General features: G+C 55.8%; 19 protein-coding genes. 8 read left to right on the forward strand and 11 right to left on the reverse strand.

The genetic code is table 11. The features are described 5' to 3' along the window. Positions 1-8: 8 nt before the first annotated feature. Positions 9-854 carry an iron uptake transporter permease EfeU gene (gene efeU / locus LQ945_RS03780; protein WP_270102294.1) on the reverse strand — a complete coding sequence of 282 codons (846 nt, stop codon included), beginning with the start codon at positions 852-854 and terminating at the stop codon, positions 9-11. A 249-nt stretch (positions 855-1,103) separates the two neighbouring features. Further along, entirely contained in the window at positions 1,104-2,588 is a 1,485-nt protein-coding gene (gene putP, locus LQ945_RS03785; protein ID WP_262240528.1) for a sodium/proline symporter PutP, read from the reverse strand. A gap of 556 nt (positions 2,589-3,144) precedes the next feature. Here putP and putA point away from each other — a divergent pair. The 3 genes from putA to LQ945_RS03800 all read left to right on the forward strand — a co-directional run bounded on the left by putA (position 3,145) and on the right by LQ945_RS03800 (position 7,908). Beyond that, on the forward strand, positions 3,145-7,116 hold the full coding sequence (gene putA / locus LQ945_RS03790; protein WP_270102295.1) for a trifunctional transcriptional regulator/proline dehydrogenase/L-glutamate gamma-semialdehyde dehydrogenase: 3,972 nt from the start codon (positions 3,145-3,147) through the stop codon (positions 7,114-7,116). A gap of 166 nt (positions 7,117-7,282) precedes the next feature. Further along, a complete protein-coding gene (locus LQ945_RS03795; protein WP_048760244.1) occupies positions 7,283-7,465 on the forward strand; it encodes a type II toxin-antitoxin system HicA family toxin in 183 nt (60 codons plus the stop codon). A gap of 29 nt (positions 7,466-7,494) precedes the next feature. Further along, entirely contained in the window at positions 7,495-7,908 is a 414-nt protein-coding gene (locus LQ945_RS03800; protein WP_270102296.1) for a type II toxin-antitoxin system HicB family antitoxin, read from the forward strand. A gap of 31 nt (positions 7,909-7,939) precedes the next feature. On the opposite strand, the gene tcyN is transcribed toward LQ945_RS03800, so the two are convergent. From tcyN to LQ945_RS03835, 7 genes are all read right to left on the reverse strand, one after another. Beyond that, on the reverse strand, positions 7,940-8,692 hold the full coding sequence (gene tcyN / locus LQ945_RS03805) for an L-cystine ABC transporter ATP-binding protein TcyN (protein WP_270102297.1): 753 nt from the start codon (positions 8,690-8,692) through the stop codon (positions 7,940-7,942). 3 nt (positions 8,693-8,695) lie between these two features. Continuing rightward, the gene (gene tcyL, locus LQ945_RS03810; protein WP_037419074.1) at positions 8,696-9,358 is read right to left on the reverse strand and encodes a cystine ABC transporter permease; all 663 of its coding nucleotides are present in this window, start codon (positions 9,356-9,358) and stop codon (positions 8,696-8,698) included. After that, the gene (gene tcyJ / locus LQ945_RS03815) at positions 9,358-10,158 is read right to left on the reverse strand and encodes a cystine ABC transporter substrate-binding protein (RefSeq protein ID WP_262242718.1); all 801 of its coding nucleotides are present in this window, start codon (positions 10,156-10,158) and stop codon (positions 9,358-9,360) included. The genes tcyL and tcyJ overlap by 1 nt, the downstream gene beginning before the upstream one ends. A gap of 114 nt (positions 10,159-10,272) precedes the next feature. Then, the gene (locus LQ945_RS03820) at positions 10,273-11,265 is read right to left on the reverse strand and encodes a D-cysteine desulfhydrase (RefSeq protein ID WP_182824921.1); all 993 of its coding nucleotides are present in this window, start codon (positions 11,263-11,265) and stop codon (positions 10,273-10,275) included. Between the two features lie 125 nt (positions 11,266-11,390). Then, on the reverse strand, positions 11,391-11,900 hold the full coding sequence (gene fliZ / locus LQ945_RS03825) for a flagella biosynthesis regulatory protein FliZ (RefSeq protein ID WP_182824919.1): 510 nt from the start codon (positions 11,898-11,900) through the stop codon (positions 11,391-11,393). 58 nt (positions 11,901-11,958) lie between these two features. Next, positions 11,959-12,681 (reverse strand): RNA polymerase sigma factor FliA, encoded by a 723-nt coding sequence (locus LQ945_RS03830; protein ID WP_270102299.1) that lies wholly within the window; start codon positions 12,679-12,681, stop codon positions 11,959-11,961. A gap of 184 nt (positions 12,682-12,865) precedes the next feature. Further along, positions 12,866-14,104, reverse strand: coding sequence for a FliC/FljB family flagellin (locus tag LQ945_RS03835; RefSeq protein WP_044552034.1), 1,239 nt, complete (start codon positions 14,102-14,104; stop codon positions 12,866-12,868). Positions 14,105-14,385: 281 nt separating this feature from the next. Here LQ945_RS03835 and fliD point away from each other — a divergent pair, with 281 nt between their 5' ends. The 4 genes from fliD to LQ945_RS03855 all read left to right on the forward strand — a co-directional run bounded on the left by fliD (position 14,386) and on the right by LQ945_RS03855 (position 17,767). Next, positions 14,386-15,783 (forward strand): flagellar filament capping protein FliD, encoded by a 1,398-nt coding sequence (fliD, locus tag LQ945_RS03840; protein ID WP_270102300.1) that lies wholly within the window; start codon positions 14,386-14,388, stop codon positions 15,781-15,783. Between the two features lie 27 nt (positions 15,784-15,810). Next, entirely contained in the window at positions 15,811-16,221 is a 411-nt protein-coding gene (fliS, locus tag LQ945_RS03845) for a flagellar export chaperone FliS (protein ID WP_044552036.1), read from the forward strand. After that, a complete protein-coding gene (gene fliT / locus LQ945_RS03850) occupies positions 16,221-16,589 on the forward strand; it encodes a flagella biosynthesis regulatory protein FliT (RefSeq protein WP_044552037.1) in 369 nt (122 codons plus the stop codon). The genes fliS and fliT overlap by 1 nt, the downstream gene beginning before the upstream one ends. 311 nt (positions 16,590-16,900) lie before the next feature. Further along, on the forward strand, positions 16,901-17,767 hold the full coding sequence (locus LQ945_RS03855; protein ID WP_044552038.1) for a helix-turn-helix transcriptional regulator: 867 nt from the start codon (positions 16,901-16,903) through the stop codon (positions 17,765-17,767). Positions 17,768-18,257: 490 nt separating this feature from the next. Here the strand turns inward: LQ945_RS03855 and LQ945_RS03860 are convergent, their stop codons facing one another. Continuing rightward, a complete protein-coding gene (locus tag LQ945_RS03860) occupies positions 18,258-19,187 on the reverse strand; it encodes a LysR family transcriptional regulator (protein WP_270102301.1) in 930 nt (309 codons plus the stop codon). Positions 19,188-19,332: 145 nt separating this feature from the next. On the opposite strand from LQ945_RS03860, the gene LQ945_RS03865 reads away from it, so the two are divergent. Further along, on the forward strand, positions 19,333-19,932 hold the full coding sequence (locus LQ945_RS03865) for an FMN-dependent NADH-azoreductase (protein ID WP_270102302.1): 600 nt from the start codon (positions 19,333-19,335) through the stop codon (positions 19,930-19,932). A gap of 46 nt (positions 19,933-19,978) precedes the next feature. Here LQ945_RS03865 and fliE read toward each other — a convergent pair whose 3' ends face one another. Beyond that, positions 19,979-20,293, reverse strand: a complete 315-nt coding sequence (gene fliE / locus LQ945_RS03870; protein WP_044552041.1) for a flagellar hook-basal body complex protein FliE — start codon at positions 20,291-20,293, stop codon at positions 19,979-19,981. Between the last annotated feature and the right edge of the window lie 304 nt (positions 20,294-20,597).

Here is a 20,597-nt window from a genome sequence, read left to right on the forward strand (position 1 = left end):
CTATTAAATTAATGATTGATTTTACGTTGCGTCGAAACCGCGACCGGTTCCGCACGCTGCGGCAGGAAAAAGAAAATCAGTGCTGGGATCAAATACAAGAAGTAGACCGCCACTTCGCTTACCGTTGGCGTTTCCTGGTAGCCGAAGATGCCTTCGAGCAGGGTGCCAAACAGGGAGTGGGTCGACAGATGGTTGCTGAGATCAAACGCGATGTCCTGGAAGTGGTTCCACAACCCGGCTTCGTGGAAGGCGCGGATCGCCCCGGCTGCCAGGCCGGCGGCAACGAACAGGATAAACAGGCTGGTCCATTTGAAGAATTTGGCCAGGTGCAGCTTCACACCGCCCCAGTAAATCATCATGCCCAGTACAATGGCGGCCACCAGGCCAAGCACCGCACCTATCGGGGCTTCAATCCCCACGTCTTGCTGGAAAGCCGCCAACAGGAAAAATACCGACTCCAGCCCTTCGCGCGCCACGGCAAAAAACACCATCGCCACCAGCGCCCAGCCCTGGCCTTTGCCGGAGTTGAGCGCATTGTCGATGGCGCCCTCCAGATGCACCTTGACCGATTTGGAAACCTTGCGCATCCAGAACACCATATAGGTCAGGATCAACACCGCCACTACCGCGACTATGCCTTCGAACAGCTCTTGCTGCTTTTGCGGGAATTCGCCGGTGGTTTCATTGATGAAGATTCCAAGCGCCAGGCACAGGGCGGCGGCAACAATCACCCCTATCCATACCACGCCTAACCATTGACCCCGCTGCGTGCGTTTCAGGTAGCTGGCAATCAGGCTGACGATCAACGCCGCCTCCAGCCCCTCACGGAACATGATAAGGAAGGGAACAAACATAAGTAATAACCTCTAAAAAGGCATCTGCTGCGAAGCGTTCGCACACCGGGAATGGCGGCAACGCCAATGTAAAGAAAAGTAAAACTCAACGATAGTGATTATCATTCTGGCTGGCAGAAATACAAGAGCCCCAAGGGTGATTTTTTCTAATCAAATGTCGCCAGTTGTTTCCGCAAGATGGCGAAAAACCTGGGAAGCTGACATTAAAAAAGGCGCCTTAAGCGCCTTTTTGACTCGCGATGCGAGAGATTAAACGGTTTTGAACTCGGCTTCCGCCTGATCGAAACGCTCGGTAATGGTCGCGGAAGGTGAACGCCCCATCAGGCTCACCACCACGATGGCGATACAGCCGAACAGGAAGCCCGGGATGATTTCATACAGATCCAGCCAGGCGAAGTGTTTCCAGACGATTACCGTTACTGCGCCAACCAGCATGCCGGCCAGTGCGCCGTTACGCGTCATGCGTGACCACATGACCGAGATCAGCACCACCGGACCAAAGGCAGCGCCGAAGCCGGCCCAGGCGTAGCTAACCAGACCCAGCACGCGGTTTTCCGGGTTTGCCGCCAGCGCGATGGCCACCAACGCCACGACCAGCACCATGATGCGCCCTACCCATACCAGTTCACGCTGACTGGCGCCCTTACGCAGGAAGGCCTTGTACAGGTCTTCGGTGATCGCACTTGAACACACCAACAGCTGGCAGCTCAGGGTGCTCATTACCGCCGCCAAAATCGCCGACAGCAAAATGCCTGCAATCCACGGGTTGAACAGCAGCATCGCCAGTTCGATAAACACGCGCTCGCCGTTTTGCGACACGTTCCCCGCTTGATCAGGGTTATTGGCGAAGTAGGCAATACCGAAGAAGCCGACGGCGATGGTGCCCGCCAGGCACAGGACCATCCAGGTCATGCTGATGCGACGCGCACTGCGAATAGTGCGGTGAGAGTCAGCCGCCATAAAGCGCGCCAGAATGTGCGGCTGCCCGAAGTAACCCAGCCCCCAGCCCAGCAGCGAGAGAATGGCCACAAAGTTCAGGCCTTTCAGCATGTCGATATTGGCCGGGTTTTGCGCCTGGATCACCAGCATCGAGGTATCAATGCCGCCTACCGCGAAGATCACAATTATCGGAGTCAGGATCAGCGCAAAAATCATCAGGCTGGCCTGCACAGTATCGGTCCAGCTCACCGCCAGGAATCCACCGATAAAGGTATAAAGGATAGTGGCCGCAGCGCCGGCCCACAGCGCCGTTTCGTAGCTCATGCCAAAGGTGCTTTCGAACAGACGCGCACCGGCCACGATGCCGGAAGCACAATAGATAGTGAAGAACACCAGAATGACAATGGCGGAGATCACCCGCAGCAGCTTGCTGTTGTCTTCAAAACGGCTGGTGAAATAATCCGGTAACGTCAGGGCATTATTGTTGGCTTCGGTATGAACGCGTAGCCGCCCCGCCACCAGCTTCCAGTTAAGGTAAGCGCCGATGGTCAGGCCAATCGCAATCCAGCTTTCAGAGATGCCGGACAGGAAGATGGCGCCCGGCAGGCCCATCAGCAGCCAGCCGCTCATATCCGATGCGCCGGCAGAGAGCGCGGTCACCACGCTGCCCAGGCTACGACCGCCCAGAATGTAGTCGTCAAAGTTATTGGTTGCCCGGTAGGCAAGTAAGCCGATTAACACCATCCCGAAGATATACACCAGGAAGGTGACCAGCATTGGTGTGCTCATTGTCATGAAATTCTCCACTCTCATTATTATTTCGCGCTGTATTGCGATAGTTACTGCTTGCCAATCCGCCGGAACGTGGCGAAAAGCTGACACTCCCGCGAGTGAAAATAGTTTCCTCCCGCAATTGTCTGACCGTCGGCTATCCTAGTTGACCTGTTGATTACCCAACAAGACATTTAACAACAAAGTTACACAAAGTTTACCCTGCGTCACATTTAACCACCTGCAAGGTTACACCTCACATTCAAAAACAGAGTTGCACCTCATACTAATTCAGCGTTATCCCTGATATTGCTGGGGTTAACGCGCGCGAATGGCCGATCGCCGACGCACCATCCCACAGGCAGAGCAAGAACCATGCCGATTATTGATGTTAAAAAACCGATGGAACTCACACTTCGCTCATCCGCCTGATTTAACACGGTTGCACAAAGTTGCAACATGCAGGATATTGTCTGCATTCATCACAGCACACAACGCACGAACCTATCCCAGCAGCCTATCTGGCCCGCAGTTTGTATAGCCTGATGGGATAGGTTCTTAACACAGGAGTTGGATTGGCATGGGCACTACCACAATGGGCGTGAAGCTCGACGAAGCCACTCGCGATCGAATCAAAAGCGCCGCACAGCGTATCGATCGCACGCCGCACTGGCTGATCAAGCAGGCCATTTTTAATTATCTCGAACGTCTCGAGAACGGTTCCGATATCCCTGAAATTCCGGCACTTGCCGCTGCCGGTCAGGCCGAAGCGGACGACATTATGCCGCAAGTGCAGGAAGAGTCCCACCAGCCATTCCTTGAATTTGCAGAACAAATTCTGCCGCAGTCGGTTAACCGCGCAGCCATCACCGCGGCTTATCGCCGCCCTGAGACCGAAGCAGTGCCGATGTTGCTCGAACAGGCGCGATTACCTGCCGATCTTGCCAAAGCCACCCATAAGATGGCTTACGACATCGCCGAGAAGTTGCGTAACCAAAAGAGTGCAAATGGCCGCGCCGGCATGGTGCAAGGCCTGCTGCAGGAGTTCTCCTTGTCTTCACAGGAAGGCGTGGCGCTGATGTGCCTGGCCGAAGCCCTGCTGCGTATTCCGGACAAGCCAACCCGCGATGCGCTGATCCGCGATAAAATCAGCAACGGCAACTGGCATTCTCACCTCGGCCGCAGCCCATCGCTGTTTGTTAACGCCGCCACCTGGGGCCTGTTGTTCACCGGCAAGCTGGTATCGACCCACAATGAAGCCAACCTGTCACGCTCGCTGAACCGCATTATCGGCAAGAGCGGCGAACCGCTGATCCGTAAAGGCGTGGATATGGCGATGCGCCTGATGGGCGAACAGTTCGTGACCGGCGAAACCATCGCCGAAGCGCTGGCCAACGCCCGCAAGCTGGAAGACAAAGGGTTCCGTTACTCCTACGACATGCTGGGTGAAGCCGCCCTGACCGAAGCCGACGCGCAGGCCTATCTGGTGTCTTACCAGCAGGCAATCCATGCGATTGGCAAAGCCTCGAACGGCCGCGGCATCTATGAAGGTCCGGGCATTTCCATCAAGCTGTCCGCTTTGCACCCGCGTTATAGCCGCGCACAGTACGAACGCGTAATGGAAGAGCTCTACCCTCGCCTGCTGTCATTGACCCTGCAGGCGCGCCAATACGACATCGGCATCAATATCGATGCTGAAGAAGCCGATCGCCTGGAAATCTCGCTCGACCTGCTGGAAAAGCTGTGCTTCGAACCTCAGCTGGCCGGTTGGAACGGCATCGGCTTTGTGATCCAGGCCTATCAGAAACGTTGCCCGTTCGCCATCGACGCGGTGATCGACATGGCGCAACGCAGCCGCCGTCGCCTGATGATCCGTCTGGTAAAAGGCGCCTACTGGGACAGCGAAATCAAACGCGCCCAAATGGACGGGCTGGAAGGCTATCCGGTCTACACCCGCAAGGTCTACACCGACGTTTCTTATCTGGCCTGCGCCCGCAAACTGCTGGCGGTGCCGAACCTGATTTATCCGCAGTTCGCTACCCATAACGCCCATACCCTGAGCGCGATTTATCATCTGGCGGGCAACAACTACTACCCGGGCCAGTATGAGTTCCAGTGCCTGCACGGCATGGGCGAACCGCTGTACGAACAGGTGGTAGGTAAAGTGGCCGACGGTAAGCTGAACCGTCCATGCCGCATCTATGCACCGGTCGGCACCCATGAAACGCTGTTGGCGTATCTGGTGCGTCGCCTGCTGGAAAACGGCGCTAACACCTCGTTCGTTAACCGTATCGCCGATGCCACCCTGCCGCTCGACGAACTGGTTGCCGACCCGGTTACCGCGGTCGAAGCCCTGGCCGCCAGCGAAGGTCAACTTGGCCTGCCGCACCCGCGCATTCCGCTGCCGCGTGAGCTCTATGGCACCAAGCGCATCAACTCCAGCGGTCTGGACCTGTCGAACGAACAGCGCCTGGCCTCGCTGTCCAGCGCACTGCTGACCAGTGCCACCCAGCCCTGGCGCGCAGAGCCGATTATCGACGCCGAGCTGGATCAGGGCGTGGAGCAACCGGTGATTAACCCTGCCGAGCCGGGCGACGTGGTCGGTTACGTGCGTGAAGCTACCGAAGGTGAAGTCAGCCGGGCGCTCGACGCCGCCGCTGCCGCCGGTCCCATCTGGTTTGCTACCCCACCATCCGAGCGTGCCGCCATTCTGGAGCGTGCTGCCGAACTGATGGAAGGCCAACTGCAAAGCCTTTTGGGTATTCTGGTGCGCGAAGCGGGCAAAACCTTTAACAACGCCATCGCCGAAGTGCGCGAAGCGGTCGACTTCCTGCATTACTACGCCGGTCAGGTACGCGATGATTTCGCCAATGACAGCCACCGTCCGCTGGGCCCGGTGGTGTGTATCAGCCCGTGGAACTTCCCGCTGGCCATCTTCACCGGTCAGATTGCCGCTGCGCTGGCGGCAGGCAACAGCGTTCTGGCCAAACCGGCAGAGCAAACGCCGCTGATCGCCGCACAGGCGGTGCGCATTCTGCTGGAAGCCGGCATTCCGCAAGGCGTGCTGCAGCTGCTGCCAGGCCAGGGCGAAAGCGTCGGCTCGGTTCTGGTCAATGACGCTCGCGTCCGTGGCGTGATGTTTACCGGCTCTACCGACGTTGCCGGCATTTTGCAGCGCAGCATCGCAGGCCGTCTGGATCCGCAAGGTCGCCCAACGCCGCTGATTGCCGAAACCGGCGGCCTGAACGCCATGATCGTCGACTCTTCCGCTCTGACCGAACAGGTCGTGACTGACGTGGTCGCCTCCGCATTCGACAGCGCGGGCCAACGCTGCTCCGCCCTGCGTATCCTGTGCATTCAGGAAGACGTGGCGGAACATACGCTGCAAATGTTGCGCGGCGCGATGGCCGAATGCCGCATGGGTAACCCGGAACGCCTGTCGACCGACATCGGGCCGGTGATCGACGCCGAGGCCAAGACCGGTATCGAACGTCATATCCAGGCGATGCGCGCCAAGGGCCGTAAGGTCTACCAGGCCGCGAAAGGCAATGTGCAGGATGAGAAAGAGTGGTCCCGTGGCACCTTTATCAAGCCAACCCTGATCGAACTGGACAGCTTCGACGAGCTGCAAAAAGAGATCTTCGGCCCGGTGCTGCACGTGGTCCGCTTCCAACGCACCAATCTGGAGTCGCTGGTCGATCAGATCAACGCCGCCGGTTATGGGCTGACGCTGGGCGTTCACACCCGTATTGATGAAACCATCGCCCGCGTGACCGAACGCGCCAAGGTGGGCAACCTGTACGTTAACCGCAACATGGTCGGCGCCGTGGTCGGCGTGCAGCCATTTGGCGGCGAAGGCCTGTCCGGCACCGGTCCTAAAGCCGGTGGCCCGCTGTACCTGTATCGCCTGCTGGCCAACCGTCCGGATGATGCGGTGCAACGCACCCTGCACCGTCAGGACGAAGAACGTCCGCTGGAGGCCACCGCACGACCACAGCTGCTCAAGGCCCATCAGGCGCTGGAGCAATGGGCGATTGCCGAAAACCAACACGATCTGGTGACGCTGGCGCAACGCTACGCCGAACTGGGCCAGGGCGGTACCTTACGTCCTCTGCCTGGCCCTACCGGCGAGCGCAATACCTATGCCCTGTTGCCGCGCGAGCGCGTACTCTGCCTGGCCGATAACGAAGCCGATGCCTTGACTCAGTTGGCCGCAGTACTGGCCGTCGGCAGCAGCGTGCTGTGGCCGGAAGCCGAGCTGCAACGCACCCTGTATCGCCGCCTGCCGGCGGCAGTTCAGGCCAGCATCAGCTTCAGCAAAGACTGGCAGCAGGACAAGGTGGAGTTCGATGCCGCCATTTACCACGGCGACGCCGATCAGCTGCGTATCCTGTGCGAGCAAATCGCCCAGCGCAGCGGCGCGATCGTTTCAGTGCAGGGCTTTGCCCACGGCGAAACCAACATCCTGCTGGAGCGCCTGCTGATCGAGCGCTCACTGAGCGTCAATACCGCAGCCGCCGGCGGTAACGCCAGCCTGATGACCATAGGGTAATCCGCCTCGCTGGATCACCGCGGCAGGTCACTTAATCTGCGAACCCTCCCGCAAACCCTGCATTCGTGCAGGGTTTTTTATTGTCTGCGCCCCACCGGCACGCTAGCGTATCGACCCTGTTGTCACAAAGTGTGTATGGTGTGTATTATAAGGGGACGGTAAACGCGTGAAAAGTTCAGAACTGATCGGGCTATTAGAGCAGGAAGGTTGGGTTTTAACGCGGATCAAGGGAAGCCACCATCAGTTTAAGCACCCGAACTCCCGTCTGGTGATCACCGTTCCACATCCGCGTAAGGATCTGAAAGCGGGAACGCTACGCCAAATCATGAAAGATGCCGGATTGTGCTAACCCGGAGCCATGAGTTAACAGGAGAAATTATGTTCTACCCTGCTTATGTACATTCAGAACCGGACGGCAGCGCCAGCGGTTTCTTTCCCGATGTACCGGGCTGCTATTTTGCCGGTGAGACTCTGGACAGGGCCTTTGAAGACGCCAGAAGTGCGCTGGATACCCATTTCGAATTCTTGAGCGAAGACAATCAACCTATTCCCGTCCCACAGACCGTGTCCTTTCATCTGGCACAGGATAACGACAGTCTGAATGGCGGACAGTGGTTGTTGGTCAATATTAATATGGATAAGTTTGATGGTCGGGCGGAGCGTATCAATATTACCTTGCCGCACCGCCTGCTGAACCGCATAGATTCTCTGGTGCAGCAGCATCCCGGTTACGGTAGCCGCAGCGCCTTTTTGGCCGCAGCCGCCCGCAATGAATTATTGAAAGCCGGGTAGTCAAGAGCCAGGGGGCTGAACGCCCCCCTTCTCACTGATTCAAAAACTTGTCGAGGAATTGTTGGGTACGTTGGTGCTGCGGATTAGTGAACAGCTCTTTTGCCGGCCCTTGCTCCACGATGCGACCGTGGTCCATAAATATGGCACGGTCGGCCACGTCGCGGGCGAAGCTCATCTCGTGCGTGACGATCACCATGGTGCGCTTTTCTTCCGCCAGCGAACGTATGGTGTTGAGCACCTCGCCCACCAGCTCCGGGTCGAGCGCCGAGGTGGGTTCGTCAAACAGGATCACTTCCGGCTGCATCGCCAGCGCCCGGGCAATCGCCACTCGCTGCTGCTGCCCGCCGGAAAGACGGCGCGGATAGGCCGACTCTTTACCGCTCAATCCCACTTTGGCCAACAAAGTCCGTGCACGTTGTTCCGCGCTGGCCTTGGGCTCGCCTTTAACGATGACCGGACCTTCAATAATGTTCTCCAATACCGAGCGGTGCGGGAACAAATTGAAGTTCTGGAACACGAACCCCACCTGCTGGCGTAATGCACGAACCTGTTTTTTCTGTCTGCTCAGCGGCCTGGAACCGTCGATCAGTATATCGCCAACCCGAATGGTCCCGGAATCCGGCACCTCCAGCAGGTTGATGCTGCGCAGCAAGGTGGTTTTCCCCGAGCCGCTTGGCCCGATAATCGCCACCACCTCACCGGCACCGACCTCCAGATCAATCCCATGCAGCACCGTTTGACCGTTGAACTGCTTGGTCAGTTTTTTCACTTCGATGGCACTCATGCGTTACTCCTGATCCTGACGGTTTACGTGGGCTTCCAGACGATTTTGCAGCGCAGAAAGCAGGGTCGCCATCACCCAGTAAATCAGCGAGGCCGCCAGATACATGGTAAACACTTCCAGGGTACGCGAGGTAATCAACTGTGCCTGACGGAACAGTTCCGGCACCTGAATGGTCGCCGCCAGCGAGGTGTCTTTCACCAGGCCGATAAAGCTGTTGCCCAACGGCGGCAATGCGGTACGCGCCGCCTGCGGCAGGATCACTCGACGCAGCGTCTGCCAGCGGGTCATGCCGATGCTGGCTGCCGCTTCCCACTGCCCTTTTTCAATCGACGAAATCGCGGCACGCAGGGTTTCCGAAGTATAGGCGGCGGTATTGAGCGACAGGCCAATCAGCGCTGCCGGGAAGGGATCAAACTCGATGCCGAACTGCGGCAGGCCGTAGTAAATCATGAACAGCTGGGCAATCAACGGCGTGCCGCGAAACAGCGACACATAGAAGCGCGACAGCCATGACAGCGGCCATAACGGCGAAAGGCGCATCAGCGCCAGCAGAAAACCGAGCAGTAAACCGAGCGCCATGCCCCCCAGACTGAGCTGGAGTGTGAGGATCGCGCCCCGCAATAAAAATGGCGCTGAATCCAGCGCCAGTTGGATACTTTCGTGCATTATTTAGTTACGTCCGCGCCAAACCATTTCTCGGAGATCTTCGCCAGCGTGCCGTCTTTTTGCATTTCGGCAATCGCCTGGTTAATCGCGGCCAGCAGTTCCGGGTTGTTTTTACGCACCGCAACGCCCGACTCCTGACGCGAGAACGCCGGGCCGGCTACCGCCAGCGTATCGCCGGTTTTCTTCACCAGATCCAACGCCGCCAGACGGTCCACCAGAATGGCGTTGATACGGCCTACGCGCAGATCCTGGTATTTGGTCGGGTCATCATCATAGGTACGCACGTCAACGCCCTGCACATTGTCACGCAACCACTGTTCGTAGTTGGTGCCAAGGCCCACGCCGACTTTTTTGCCCTTCAGGTCTTCCGGCTTGGTGATGGTGCCTTCATTGCCCTTCTTCACCAAGGCCTGAATACCGGAGACGGTATAAGGCGTCGAGAAATCGTATTTCTTTTTACGCTCGTCGGAAATGGTCACCTGATTGATCACCACGTCGATGCGTTTTGAATCCAACGAAGCCAGCATGCCGTCCCACTTGGTAGGGTTCAGCTTGGCTTTAACGCCAAGATGCTCCGCCAGGGCGGTGGCGAAATCCACTTCGAAGCCGGTCAATTTACCGTCTTCCCCCTGGAAGCTGAACGGCGGATAAGTGCCTTCCAACCCGACAACCAGGGTCCCGTGATGCTTCACCTGCTCCAGCAGGTTATCGGCGGCATAGGTCTGCGTGCTCAAACCGGCGGTCAGCGCAACGCTCATCACGCCCAGCAGCAATTGACGACGAACTTTGGAAAAGATCATAAACACCCCATCTGTTGTTTATCTTTTTTGATATCAGCACTTTAACAGTGTGACCGCCTGCTTGAAGGAATATAACCTTATAAATATAGTTCAAAATGGAATAACAAACCGCGTTCACACCTGTGGATGATAGGCGAACAGCGCCGGCGCACCGCCGGTATGGATAAACAGGATCGGGCCCTCATCGCGGAAACGCTGCTGGGCTACGCCGTCAATCAGACCGGCCATCGCCTTACCGCTGTAAACCGGATCCAGCAACACCCCTTCCTGCTGTGCCAACAGGTGTATCGCCGCCATGCCCTCTTCGTTTGGCATGCCGTACTGCGGCGCAAAATAGTCGTCCCACAGCGTAATCGGCGCCAGTTCGTCGATGTCCAACGAACAGGCCAGCGCTTTTTGGATCAGCTCCACCTTGGGCAATTGGTCGATCACCTTGCGTGAAACGGTCACGCCGATCAGGTGCGTTTCCGGCAGCAGTTGCTGCAGGCCAACGGCCAGCCCGGCATGGGTCCCGGCGCTGCCGGAGGCCACCACCACCGAGCTGAACGCGACGTTGCTCCGCTGGCTCTGTTCGGCAATTTCCAGCGCACACTGCACGTAACCCAGCGCCCCCAGCGCATTGGAGCCCCCTACCGGCACCACATAAGGTCGGAAACCTTGCCCTTCAAGACGGGTCGCCAGATCGGCCAACTGCTGCTGCGGATCGTGCAGCGCATCGCACATCACCACTTCGGCGTTAAACAATCCGAGCAGCAAGCGGTTACCGTTGGTCAGGTAGTTTTCTGCCTGGGTGTCGATTGGGTTTTCCAGCAGCGCTACGCAGTGCAGACCCAGCTTGGCCGCCACTGCAGCCGTTTGACGTACGTGGTTGGATTGGATGGCGCCGGCGGTGACCAGCGTGTCCGCGCCCTGACGCAGCGCTTCTGCGGCAAGAAATTCCAGTTTTCTCAGCTTGTTACCACCCATTGCCATCGGTGTGACGTCGTCACGTTTGATGTAAATTTCACGGCCAAGGTAGTCTGAAAGGCGAGACAGTTTTTCGAGCGGAGTGGCAGAGCCCACTAAATCGAGGCGCGGGAATTGCGCCAGTTTGTGTTGCAGATTCACAACTTCCCCCAGGGAATAGGTATCAACATCCAAAAGATAGATTTAGCAGATGTGAACCCAATAATCACTCTTTATTCGTGGCGGGAGAGGCACGAAAACCCCGGCTGGCGCGCCGGGGAGGCAGATCAGTAGCTTTTTTGCCAGGCAAGATACTGGTCGTATTTGCGCAGCGCGATGCGGTAATTGTTGTGCGCCGCCGAAGGCAGGTCTTCGATGATGCGCTGATGGCTGACGTTACTGGCAAACTTGTCGGCCGGGTAATTACGCTCCACCAGCATTTCATCCAGCCGACGCAGGCGCACCACGTATTCGCGGATGGTGCTGTGGCTCATTTCGGTCTGCTCAAACAGATACTGCTTGAACGCCATGATGTCGAAATAGCTCGGATGGCTGTTGCAGGAGATCTCACTGCAAAAGCGGCACAGCGCCGTCAGCTCATTTTGCACATTCAGCCACACGTGATCGTCAATCGGCTGGTCCATGCGCGCAATGGCATCTTTGTTGATGATCTTGCCACGAAACACCAACGCCATGCGATCCAATAGCTTGCCGCACTGAGAGCAATGGGTCTGGCTGTGTTTGTAATCTTTCAAATAACGGCTCAGCGGCCGTTTTTTCAATAGTATGCCTGGCATAGAAGCAGTCCGATTATCGCAATGGTGATCAGGTTGAAGGATCAGGGTTGAGTACATGTCAGTTCTCGTTCGCCAGTCGGGCGCGCAGACGTTTGATCGCCTGGCTATGCAGTTGGCTGACGCGCGATTCCCCCACGTCCAGCACGGCGCCGATCTCTTTCAGGTTCAACTCTTCCTGGTAATACAGCGTCAGCACCATTTTTTCGCGTTCCGGCAACGCCTCGATGGCCTCGATCACCCGTTGGCGCAGATTGCCCTCCAGCAGATGATGTAACGGATTGGCCTCTTCGTGCCCTTCCAGCAGCGGTTCCGCGCTTTCGCCGTGCTCTTCCCGCCATTCGTCGTAGGAGAAAAGCTGACTGTTATTGGTGTCCAACAGAATTTGACGGTACTCATCCAAAGGCAGGTTCAGCGTCTGCGCCACTTCCACTTCGCTGGCCGGTCTGCCGAGCCGCTGTTCCAACTGCCGCATCACCTGCGCCACTTCACGGGCATGGCGACGCACGCTGCGCGGCACCCAGTCACGGCTGCGCAGCTCATCGAGCATGGCGCCGCGAATGCGTTGCACCGCATAGGTGGTAAAGGCGGTTCCCTGCAGGGCGTCATACCGCTCAACGGCGTTCAACAGCCCAATTCCGCCGGCCTGCAACAGATCGTCGAGCTCCACGCTGGCGGGCAACCTGACCTGCAGGCGCAACGCCTCGTGGCGCACTAACGGAACGTAGCGTAGCCAGAGAGAATTTTTGTCCATCACGCCTTCGGCGGTATACAGATCGCTCACTATGTCTAAAACCTGCGGATAAGAGAGTCAGCGCTATTATCCGTAGGGGGCAAAATGCCAATCGGCTGAACAGTCGTACAAAACAGGCCTTATTTGCGCCATGCATTAGCTGAGCGGCGCGCGACCATAAAAAAACCCCGCCGAGGCGGGGTTCTTTTGCGACAGGTTAATCGGGGAGAGTCGATTAACGCAGCAGGGACAACACGTTCTGAGTAGACTGGTTAGCCTGTGCCAGAACAGAGGTGCCAGCCTGTTGCAGGATGTTGGCACGGCTCATGTTAGACACTTCGGTCGCGTAGTCAGCATCTTGAATACGGGACTGAGAAGCAGACAGGTTGTTCACGGTGCTGTTCAGGTTGTTGATAACAGAATCGAAACGGTTCTGTACCGCACCCAGGGAAGAACGCAGACCGTCAACCTGAGACAGTGCTTTGTCCAGGGTTGCCAGTGGGTCAGCAGTTTTAGGCGTGGTGCTCATTTCAGCGCCTTTGGTTACTTTACCTGCGCTGTCTGCAGTGGCCTTGAAGTATTTGGCGTCTGCACCGGTACCTTCCTGGATCAGGTAAGATTTGCCGCCGTCATAGGATTTCAGACCAGTAGTGTCGCCCGTTGCAGTGACTTCTTCCTTAACGGTAGTGGCAGCAGCCGTATCGGTCAAACCAGTGGTTTCTGCTGCTGCGATAGCAGTGATGTCACCAGAAGTTTTGTCGATGGTAGCTTTGTAGTTCTTGCCATCGGTACCTACAGCGTAAATGTCACCAGTGGTGTTGTCTTTAAGGTAGCTGGCTGGTGCAGCACCGTTAGCCTGTTTGTTGGTGGTGTTGGTGATAGTCAGATCTTTACCGGTTGCAATGGTAGTTACTGCACCGCCAACTTTAGTGGTATCAACACCGTCTGCCACGCTGAACTTGTCCAGGCCCAGAGTTTTAGAGTTGATGTTTTTCAGATCGATCTGAATGGTTTCGTTGTCGTTGGCACCAACCTGAATAGTCAGCTTCTGGTCGCCGCTCAGTACTTTCACGCCGTTGAAGTCGGTTTGTTCAGAGATACGGTTGATCTCAGCCAGACGTTCGCCGATTTCGTCCTGGATGGATTTCAGATCGCTTGAAGAGTTAGAACCGTTCTGGGACTGTACGGTCAGACGACGGATGTTCTGCAGGTTGTCGTTGACTTCGTTCAGTGCGCCTTCAGTGGTCTGCGCCAGAGAGATACCGTCGTTGGCGTTACGGGAAGCCTGAGTCAGGCCTTTGATGTTAGCGGTGAAACGGTTAGAGATCGCCTGACCCGCAGCATCGTCCTTAGCGCTGTTGATACGCAGACCGGAAGACAGACGCTCGATCGCAGTACCCAAAGAAGACTGTGATTTGTTCAGGTTGTTCTGCGCCATCAGCGACAGGCTGTTGGTATTAATTACTTGTGCCATTGTATGCTTTCCTTACGTGTCAGTTGCGATCTTCGCAACGTAGTTAAAAGGTTCGGGCTGCTTTGCCCACGGCGTCAACCACCGTCCCATCAGGTATCGGCCCTCCCCCTGCAACCTTTAGAAATTTTTTGTTTTTTTTTCGCTTTGCCGCAATGGCAGAAATAACGCGGTTTTTCCTTCCTCTATTGCGCCATCGGTTTTTAAACTTTTCGGTAAACTTTTTCTCCGCTGGGCCGATAAACGCGTAAAGCGAATAAAGTCATTATTAAGGAGAATTACGAATGGCATCGATCAGTTCATTAGGCATCGGCTCAGGACTCGACCTCAACGGCTTGCTGGACAAGCTAAGCAAAGCGGAACAGCAGCGTCTGACCCCGTACACTACCCAGCAGACCAGCTATAACGCCCAGTTGACCGCCTACGGCACGTTAAAAGGTTCGCTGGAAAAGTTCGATAACCTCAGCAAAGAGCTGGCGAAACCGACGTTTTTCAATAACACCACCGCCAGCAAACACGATCAGTTTGCCATCACCACCACCGACAAGGCCGTGGCGGGCAACTACATTGTCGAAGTTCAAAAACTGGCTCAACCGCAAACGTTAACCACTCAGGCGTCGATTACCAATCAGACGGAAAAACTCGGCACGCCCGGCAGCAGTGACCGCTCAATCACCATCACCGCAGGGGATCCACAGAAAGAAGTGAAGATCCCACTGACCGATGATCAAACCTCGCTGGTGGAAATGCGTGATGCAATTAACAATGCTAAAGCCGGCGTCAACGCCAGCATCATGCGGGTGGGCGACAACGACTACCAATTGGCGATCAGCTCCACGGCCACCGGCGAGAAAAACACCGTTTCGGTGCAGGTCAATAATGACGATAAGTTAGGCGCTATCCTCAATTACGACGCCACCGCCAAAAGCAACGCAATGAAGCAAACCGTGGCCGGTCAGGATGCCGAAGTCTTGGTTAACGGCACGAAAATCAAGCGCAGCACCAACTCGATTGCCGATGCCCTGCAGGGCGTGACCATCGATCTGAAAACCGTCACCAAAAAAGATGAACCGCAGAACCTGGTGATCAGCACCGACAAAACCGGCACCGCCGACAAAATCAAAGACTGGGTCGACAACTATAACTCGCTGCTGGATACCTTTAACTCGCTGACCAAATATACCCCGGTCAAAACCGGCGAGGCGCAGAATGCCAAAAACGGCGCACTGCTGGGGGATAACACCCTGCGCGGTATCCAGTCATCGATTAAAAGTGCGCTCAGCGGCGCGCAGGACAACCCGGAGCTGAAGGGGCTGGGTAACCTGGGGATCACCACCAACACCAAAACCGGCAAGCTGGAGATCGACAGCACCAAGCTCAACAAAGCCATCGATGAAAAACCGGAACAGGTTGCCAACTTCTTCGCCGGCAACGGCAAAGATACCGGCATGGCCACCGAGATCCACAATGAGATCCAAAGCTACATCAAGGCCGGCGGCATCATTGAGAACTCGACCAAAAGCATCAATACCAGCCTTGACCGCCTGAACAGCAAGATCACCACCGTGACGGCCAGCATTCAAAGCACTATCGATCGCTATAAACAACAATTCGTCCAACTGGATACCATGATGTCCAAGCTGAGTGGCACCGGTGATTATTTAAAACAACAGTTCAAGTAAGAACTTTTTAACCAGGTAAAAAATCACATGTATAACCGTAGCGGAACTCAGGCCTACGCCCAGGTCAGTCTGGAAAGTGGCGTAATGAGCGCCAGCCCGCACCAGTTAATCGTGATGCTGTTCGACGGGGCGCTTAGCGCCCTGTTACGCGCACGGATACTGATGAATCAGGGTGATATCGCCGGCAAAGGACTGGCTCTGTCAAAGGCCATCAATATTATCGATAACGGCCTGAAAAGCGGTCTCGACCACCAGCAGGGCGGTGAAATGGCCGATAACCTGGCGGCGCTGTATGACTACATGAAACGGCGTCTGATGCAGGCCAATTTGCACAATGATGAAGCGGCAATCTCCGAAGTAGTGAAGCTGCTGGAAAATATTGCTGACGCCTGGCGCCAGATTGGCCCCAACTATCACCCTACTCAGGACGCCGTGTAATGGAACGTCAACAACAGCTGTTAGCCGCCTATCAGCAGGTGTATAGCCTGAGTAGCCAGATGATCGTTCTGGCACAGACGGAAAGATGGGAAGACCTGGTCGAGCTGGAACTGTCCTACGTGACGGCGGTGGAAAGAACCGCCGCTTTTACTGGCCAGGCCGGTCCTTCAATGGCGTTACAGGAATTGCTGCGCAATAAGCTGCAGCAAATCCTCGACAACGAGACCGAGCTAAAACGTCTGCTGCAGCAACGCATGGATCAATTGAAAGAATTAATCGGCCAGTCGACGCGCCAAAACGTGGTTAACAGCACTTACGGCCAGTTTCACGATCGCGCCCTGTTGCTGGGAGATCCGCAAATCAGATAAGCTCGCAGCAATAACGGCAACAATGGAATAGATAGCAGCATGCACTATTATTCCCCGGTTAAGTCAGAATATTAATCCATGCCATTTGAATTATTCAGATATTGGGTAATTAGAGAAAATGTGCAATTCGAGCCTTGCTCTCACTTTAATGGATAAATACCACTCCGACACGGACGTTTTCTGTTCAGCAGGAAATTGATTTTTGATAGATAAAACACGCTGTTGTGTTTCACAACCTATGGAAAGATGTTGCTCCAACGCCAATCAAAGCGTAAAGATATTCATAGATAATGGCTGCGAAATGAATATCGATGGAACGTACAATTAATCTTTGTCCAGGAATTGGTGCATCGGCACACATCATTCAGCATACTGAATTATTATTTCCTTCAGTCTATTTTGAACAACCGCACTTGTACCTGGTGCAGCAAGGCCACAAACGCGTACGCTGGCAACAGCGTGAAGTGGTGGCTCATGCGGGCGAGCTGTTGATTATCGATGGGGGCCAAACCGTGGATATTATCAACGAACTCTCTGAGGACGGGGTATTCAGCTGTCAGCTATTGACCTGCGACCCGCAGTTGCTCACCGTACCGCCGCCCCAGGTTGAAAGCACGGCCCCGACTCCCTTTGACGCGGTGATGGCATTATGCAATCTGCCCTGCGCGCTGATGCACAGTTTTGAGACCACCAGCCTGGCGCTGGCGCTCAAGCATCGTTTTCCCACGGTCATCATCCGCCATAAAATGCTGGAAATTCTGCTGTGGTTAAAACAATTCAATATCAGCTTTATTCATAACGAAGCCAGGAATTTAACCCAACGGGTACGCCGCTGTCTGGCCACCGATCCGCACAATATCTGGACGGCGGCCGAAGTCGCCGAAACCTTGTCAATGAGCGAGGTGGTGCTGCGACGCAAGCTGTCGGCGGAAAATACCGCGCTGCGTAATCTAATGATCGACGTACGCATGAGCAGCGCGCTGGCCCTGCTGCAATCTACCGATTGGCCGATATCGGCGATCGCCCAGCACGTGGGGTATGAAAGCGCTTCGCGGTTTGCCGAGCGCTTTCGCAAACGCTTCGGCTTTGCGCCCACCGCCATTCGCGGACATCAGCGGGCCATGGAACCCATGGCCATTCGCCCCGATCATTTCAGCATGATGCAAGCCCCGGAGTGATGGCTTCCGGCGTTAATTAAATCATTGAACAATGAAACTGTGGTTTATACCGGCAATATTGGCGCAAAACAGGCGGGTGGGATAGCATCGGCGAGCATTCGGGTCATCAGAAGTGAATAAACCATGCTCAACGAAAAACTGCTATTTTCCCTTGCGGTGCTGCTACTCGGCATATGGTTGCTGGGCCTGACGTACGAAGAAGACGCCATGCGGATGCTGGCGGGAAAATAAATCTGCAGGCCACAGCCGTGGCCCAGATTATTTTAGCTTTGCTTAATTAAAACGCTTATTAATACCACCAGAACGATCAGGATTAAAATACTTACCCCTTTCCATCTGCGTTCACTTTTGCTGCTCATTTTCTTATCCGGTAATTGAAAAACCTTAACCCGGAAATTATACCCCCGCATCCTGTGCAGCAATGTGAGTTAAACCGGGGTTTCTGCCCTGCTACTCCAGCGATTGACGTTCCCGACCAGGCGACCAAAACTCAAGATTGAATAACGGCAGGCGCAATCTGCGCCAATCGGGCCGGGAGTCGCGCAAGCAAATGGTCTACCGCCAGCCTGATTTTCAAGGGCTGGTAAGTGCGGCGAGGCCAGACGGCGTTAACCGGAAAATCAACGCTGGCGCAGTCGCGCATCAGCGCCATCAGCCGCCCCTCGACAAGGTGTTCGCGGGCCAGCCAATAAGGCAGCCAAACCACGCCGGCCCCGCTGACGGCGGCGTTGGTGATGGCTTGCATATCGTCCATCAGGATCCTGGCCGCTGGCCGTATCTCCTGCTGGCTGCCATCGGCATCCCTGAGTAGCCACCTCTGGACCATGCCGGCGCGCAAGTAACCTACCGCCTGATGCTGGCCAAGTTCCTGCAGCGAGTGCGGCTCACCGCAACGCTGCAAATAGGCCGGTGACGCACAGAATGTCATGCCGTGCTGGCCGAGCCGTCGACCAATCAGGCTGCTGCTGTCGGGCAAATCGCCGATACGAATGGCCAGATCGAACCCCTCTTCAATCAAATCCACCGTTCGATCGCTGAAGGAAAGTTCCAGCGTCAGCTGCGGGTGCTGTAACGCCAATTCCGTCAGCAGCGGCGCAATGCACAGGTGGCCGAACAGTACCGGCATCGACACCCGCAGCCGCCCGCTGGCCTGGACCTTACCGCTCTCCAACAAGGTTTCAGCGCTGTTGATGGTCGCCAACGCCTGCCGACAATGCTCATAGAACAGCACCCCTTCATCCGTCAGGCTTTGGCTGCGCGTAGTCCGCACAAACAGCATCACCCCGAGCCGCTGTTCCAGCCGCGAAATGATTTTGCTGACGGCGGAACGGGTCAGGTGCAGTTTTTCTGCGGCATTGGCAAAGCTGCCGGCTTCCGCCACGGCAACGAATATCGGTATTCCGCTTAGTTCACTTCGCATTCTATTGCGTCCACACAGGAATCAATGATGTGAAACACTATCACCACTGGTGAATATTCAGCAATGCTACCATGCATTATCTCGAATGCCACCGCGGCGAAACGGCTGCTGCATGGCTGTCCAACACAATCATAAGGAAAATTTTATGCACTCAATATTGGTACTCAAATCCAGCATTATGGGCGACCAATCCCACACCAATGGGCTGATCGACACCTTTTTGAGCGAACGCCGCGCCCGGGGGCTGCAGGATAACGTCGTGGTGCGTGACCTGGTGGATCTTAACCTGCCGGTGCTGGACGCTGAACTGTTCAGCGCTTTACGCGGCGGTGAAAACCCAAGCCAGCGGGCCAGAGCGGTGGTGGCACTTTCCGACCAATTAATCGCCGAACTCAAAGCCAGCGATCTGCTGGTGATAGGTGCGCCAATGTACAACCACAACGTGCCGACGCATCTGAAGAATTGGTTTGATTTGGTGGCGCGGGCGCGAGTGACGTTCAACTATACCGCGACCTACCCGATGGGGCTGGTTGAGGGCGTGCGCGCCCTGGTATTCAGTTCGCGTGGCGGCGTACACGTCGGCAGCGAAACCGATGCGGTCACCCCCTACCTGCGTTCAGTGCTGGGTTTGATGGGCATCAAGGAAGTGCAATTCGTGTATGCCGAAGGTCTGGATATGAAACCTCATGGCCGGGACAGCGGCCTGGCAGCTGCGCGTCATCAAATTGTTGAACTGTTTTCCTGAAGCGCAGACCCGTCTCATTCTGGCCTCGGGTACGAGGCCTGTCTCATCACACCGGCATATTCATCACTTCTTGATAAGCAGAAACCAGCTTATTACGCACCTGTACCCCTAACTGCAGCGAGATGGACGACTTTTGCAGATCGACCATCACGTCATTGAGGCTGATGCCCGGCGCACCGACTTCGAAATCCTGTGCCTGTTTGCGCGCAGCCTGCTGGGTATCGCTGATCTTGCCGATCGCCGCCTTCAACTCACTGGCAAAACTGACGCCCTGCGCGGATGCGCCTTGCCCCATCTGCCCTGCCTGAATCGCCGTGGCCTGCAACTGCTGCAAAACCCCTTCAATACCCTGAATTGCCATTATGACCTCAATAAAAACGCTGTTGCCGGACGTTGTTGCATCAGGCACTACTTTGATGCTGAACACCCTAACACAGCATTTTCATCCTAAAGCGGCTAATTAACTGCAAAAAACCCGGCTTATCGGGCCATCGAAATCGGCCCCAAGGGCGAATAATACCATGCCCAGAAATGGGAGCGCCGCTATACCCGTCGCTTTTCAAGTTGCAGCGTTGTTGTCTGCCCGCGCTCATCCCAATGACTGTAGGGGGCGAATAAATTCGCCCCGATTAACTCAGGCGCTGCATGCTGCGCCCCTACAAGAC

The organism is Serratia liquefaciens (genome assembly GCF_027594825.1).
Lineage (GTDB): Bacteria > Pseudomonadota > Gammaproteobacteria > Enterobacterales > Enterobacteriaceae > Serratia > Serratia liquefaciens_A.

Bases quoted from the DNA above. Each gene is read 5' to 3' on its own strand.
- fliS (WP_044552036.1), top strand. From the start codon at position 15,811: ATGTATAACCGTAGCGGAACTCAGGCCTACGCCCAGGTCAGTCTGGAA.
- LQ945_RS03855 (WP_044552038.1), top strand. From the start codon at position 16,901: ATGGAACGTACAATTAATCTTTGTCCAGGAATTGGTGCATCGGCACAC.
- fliD (WP_270102300.1), top strand. From the start codon at position 14,386: ATGGCATCGATCAGTTCATTAGGCATCGGCTCAGGACTCGACCTCAAC.
- tcyJ (WP_262242718.1), bottom strand. From the start codon at position 10,158: ATGATCTTTTCCAAAGTTCGTCGTCAATTGCTGCTGGGCGTGATGAGC.
- putA (WP_270102295.1), top strand. From the start codon at position 3,145: ATGGGCACTACCACAATGGGCGTGAAGCTCGACGAAGCCACTCGCGAT.
- putP (WP_262240528.1), bottom strand. From the start codon at position 2,588: ATGACAATGAGCACACCAATGCTGGTCACCTTCCTGGTGTATATCTTC.
- tcyN (WP_270102297.1), bottom strand. From the start codon at position 8,692: ATGAGTGCCATCGAAGTGAAAAAACTGACCAAGCAGTTCAACGGTCAA.
- fliZ (WP_182824919.1), bottom strand. From the start codon at position 11,900: ATGCCAGGCATACTATTGAAAAAACGGCCGCTGAGCCGTTATTTGAAA.
- LQ945_RS03860 (WP_270102301.1), bottom strand. From the start codon at position 19,187: ATGCGAAGTGAACTAAGCGGAATACCGATATTCGTTGCCGTGGCGGAA.
- tcyL (WP_037419074.1), bottom strand. From the start codon at position 9,358: ATGCACGAAAGTATCCAACTGGCGCTGGATTCAGCGCCATTTTTATTG.
- LQ945_RS03800 (WP_270102296.1), top strand. From the start codon at position 7,495: ATGTTCTACCCTGCTTATGTACATTCAGAACCGGACGGCAGCGCCAGC.
- efeU (WP_270102294.1), bottom strand. From the start codon at position 854: ATGTTTGTTCCCTTCCTTATCATGTTCCGTGAGGGGCTGGAGGCGGCG.
- fliE (WP_044552041.1), bottom strand. From the start codon at position 20,293: ATGGCAATTCAGGGTATTGAAGGGGTTTTGCAGCAGTTGCAGGCCACG.
- fliT (WP_044552037.1), top strand. From the start codon at position 16,221: ATGGAACGTCAACAACAGCTGTTAGCCGCCTATCAGCAGGTGTATAGC.
- LQ945_RS03835 (WP_044552034.1), bottom strand. From the start codon at position 14,104: ATGGCACAAGTAATTAATACCAACAGCCTGTCGCTGATGGCGCAGAAC.
- LQ945_RS03865 (WP_270102302.1), top strand. From the start codon at position 19,333: ATGCACTCAATATTGGTACTCAAATCCAGCATTATGGGCGACCAATCC.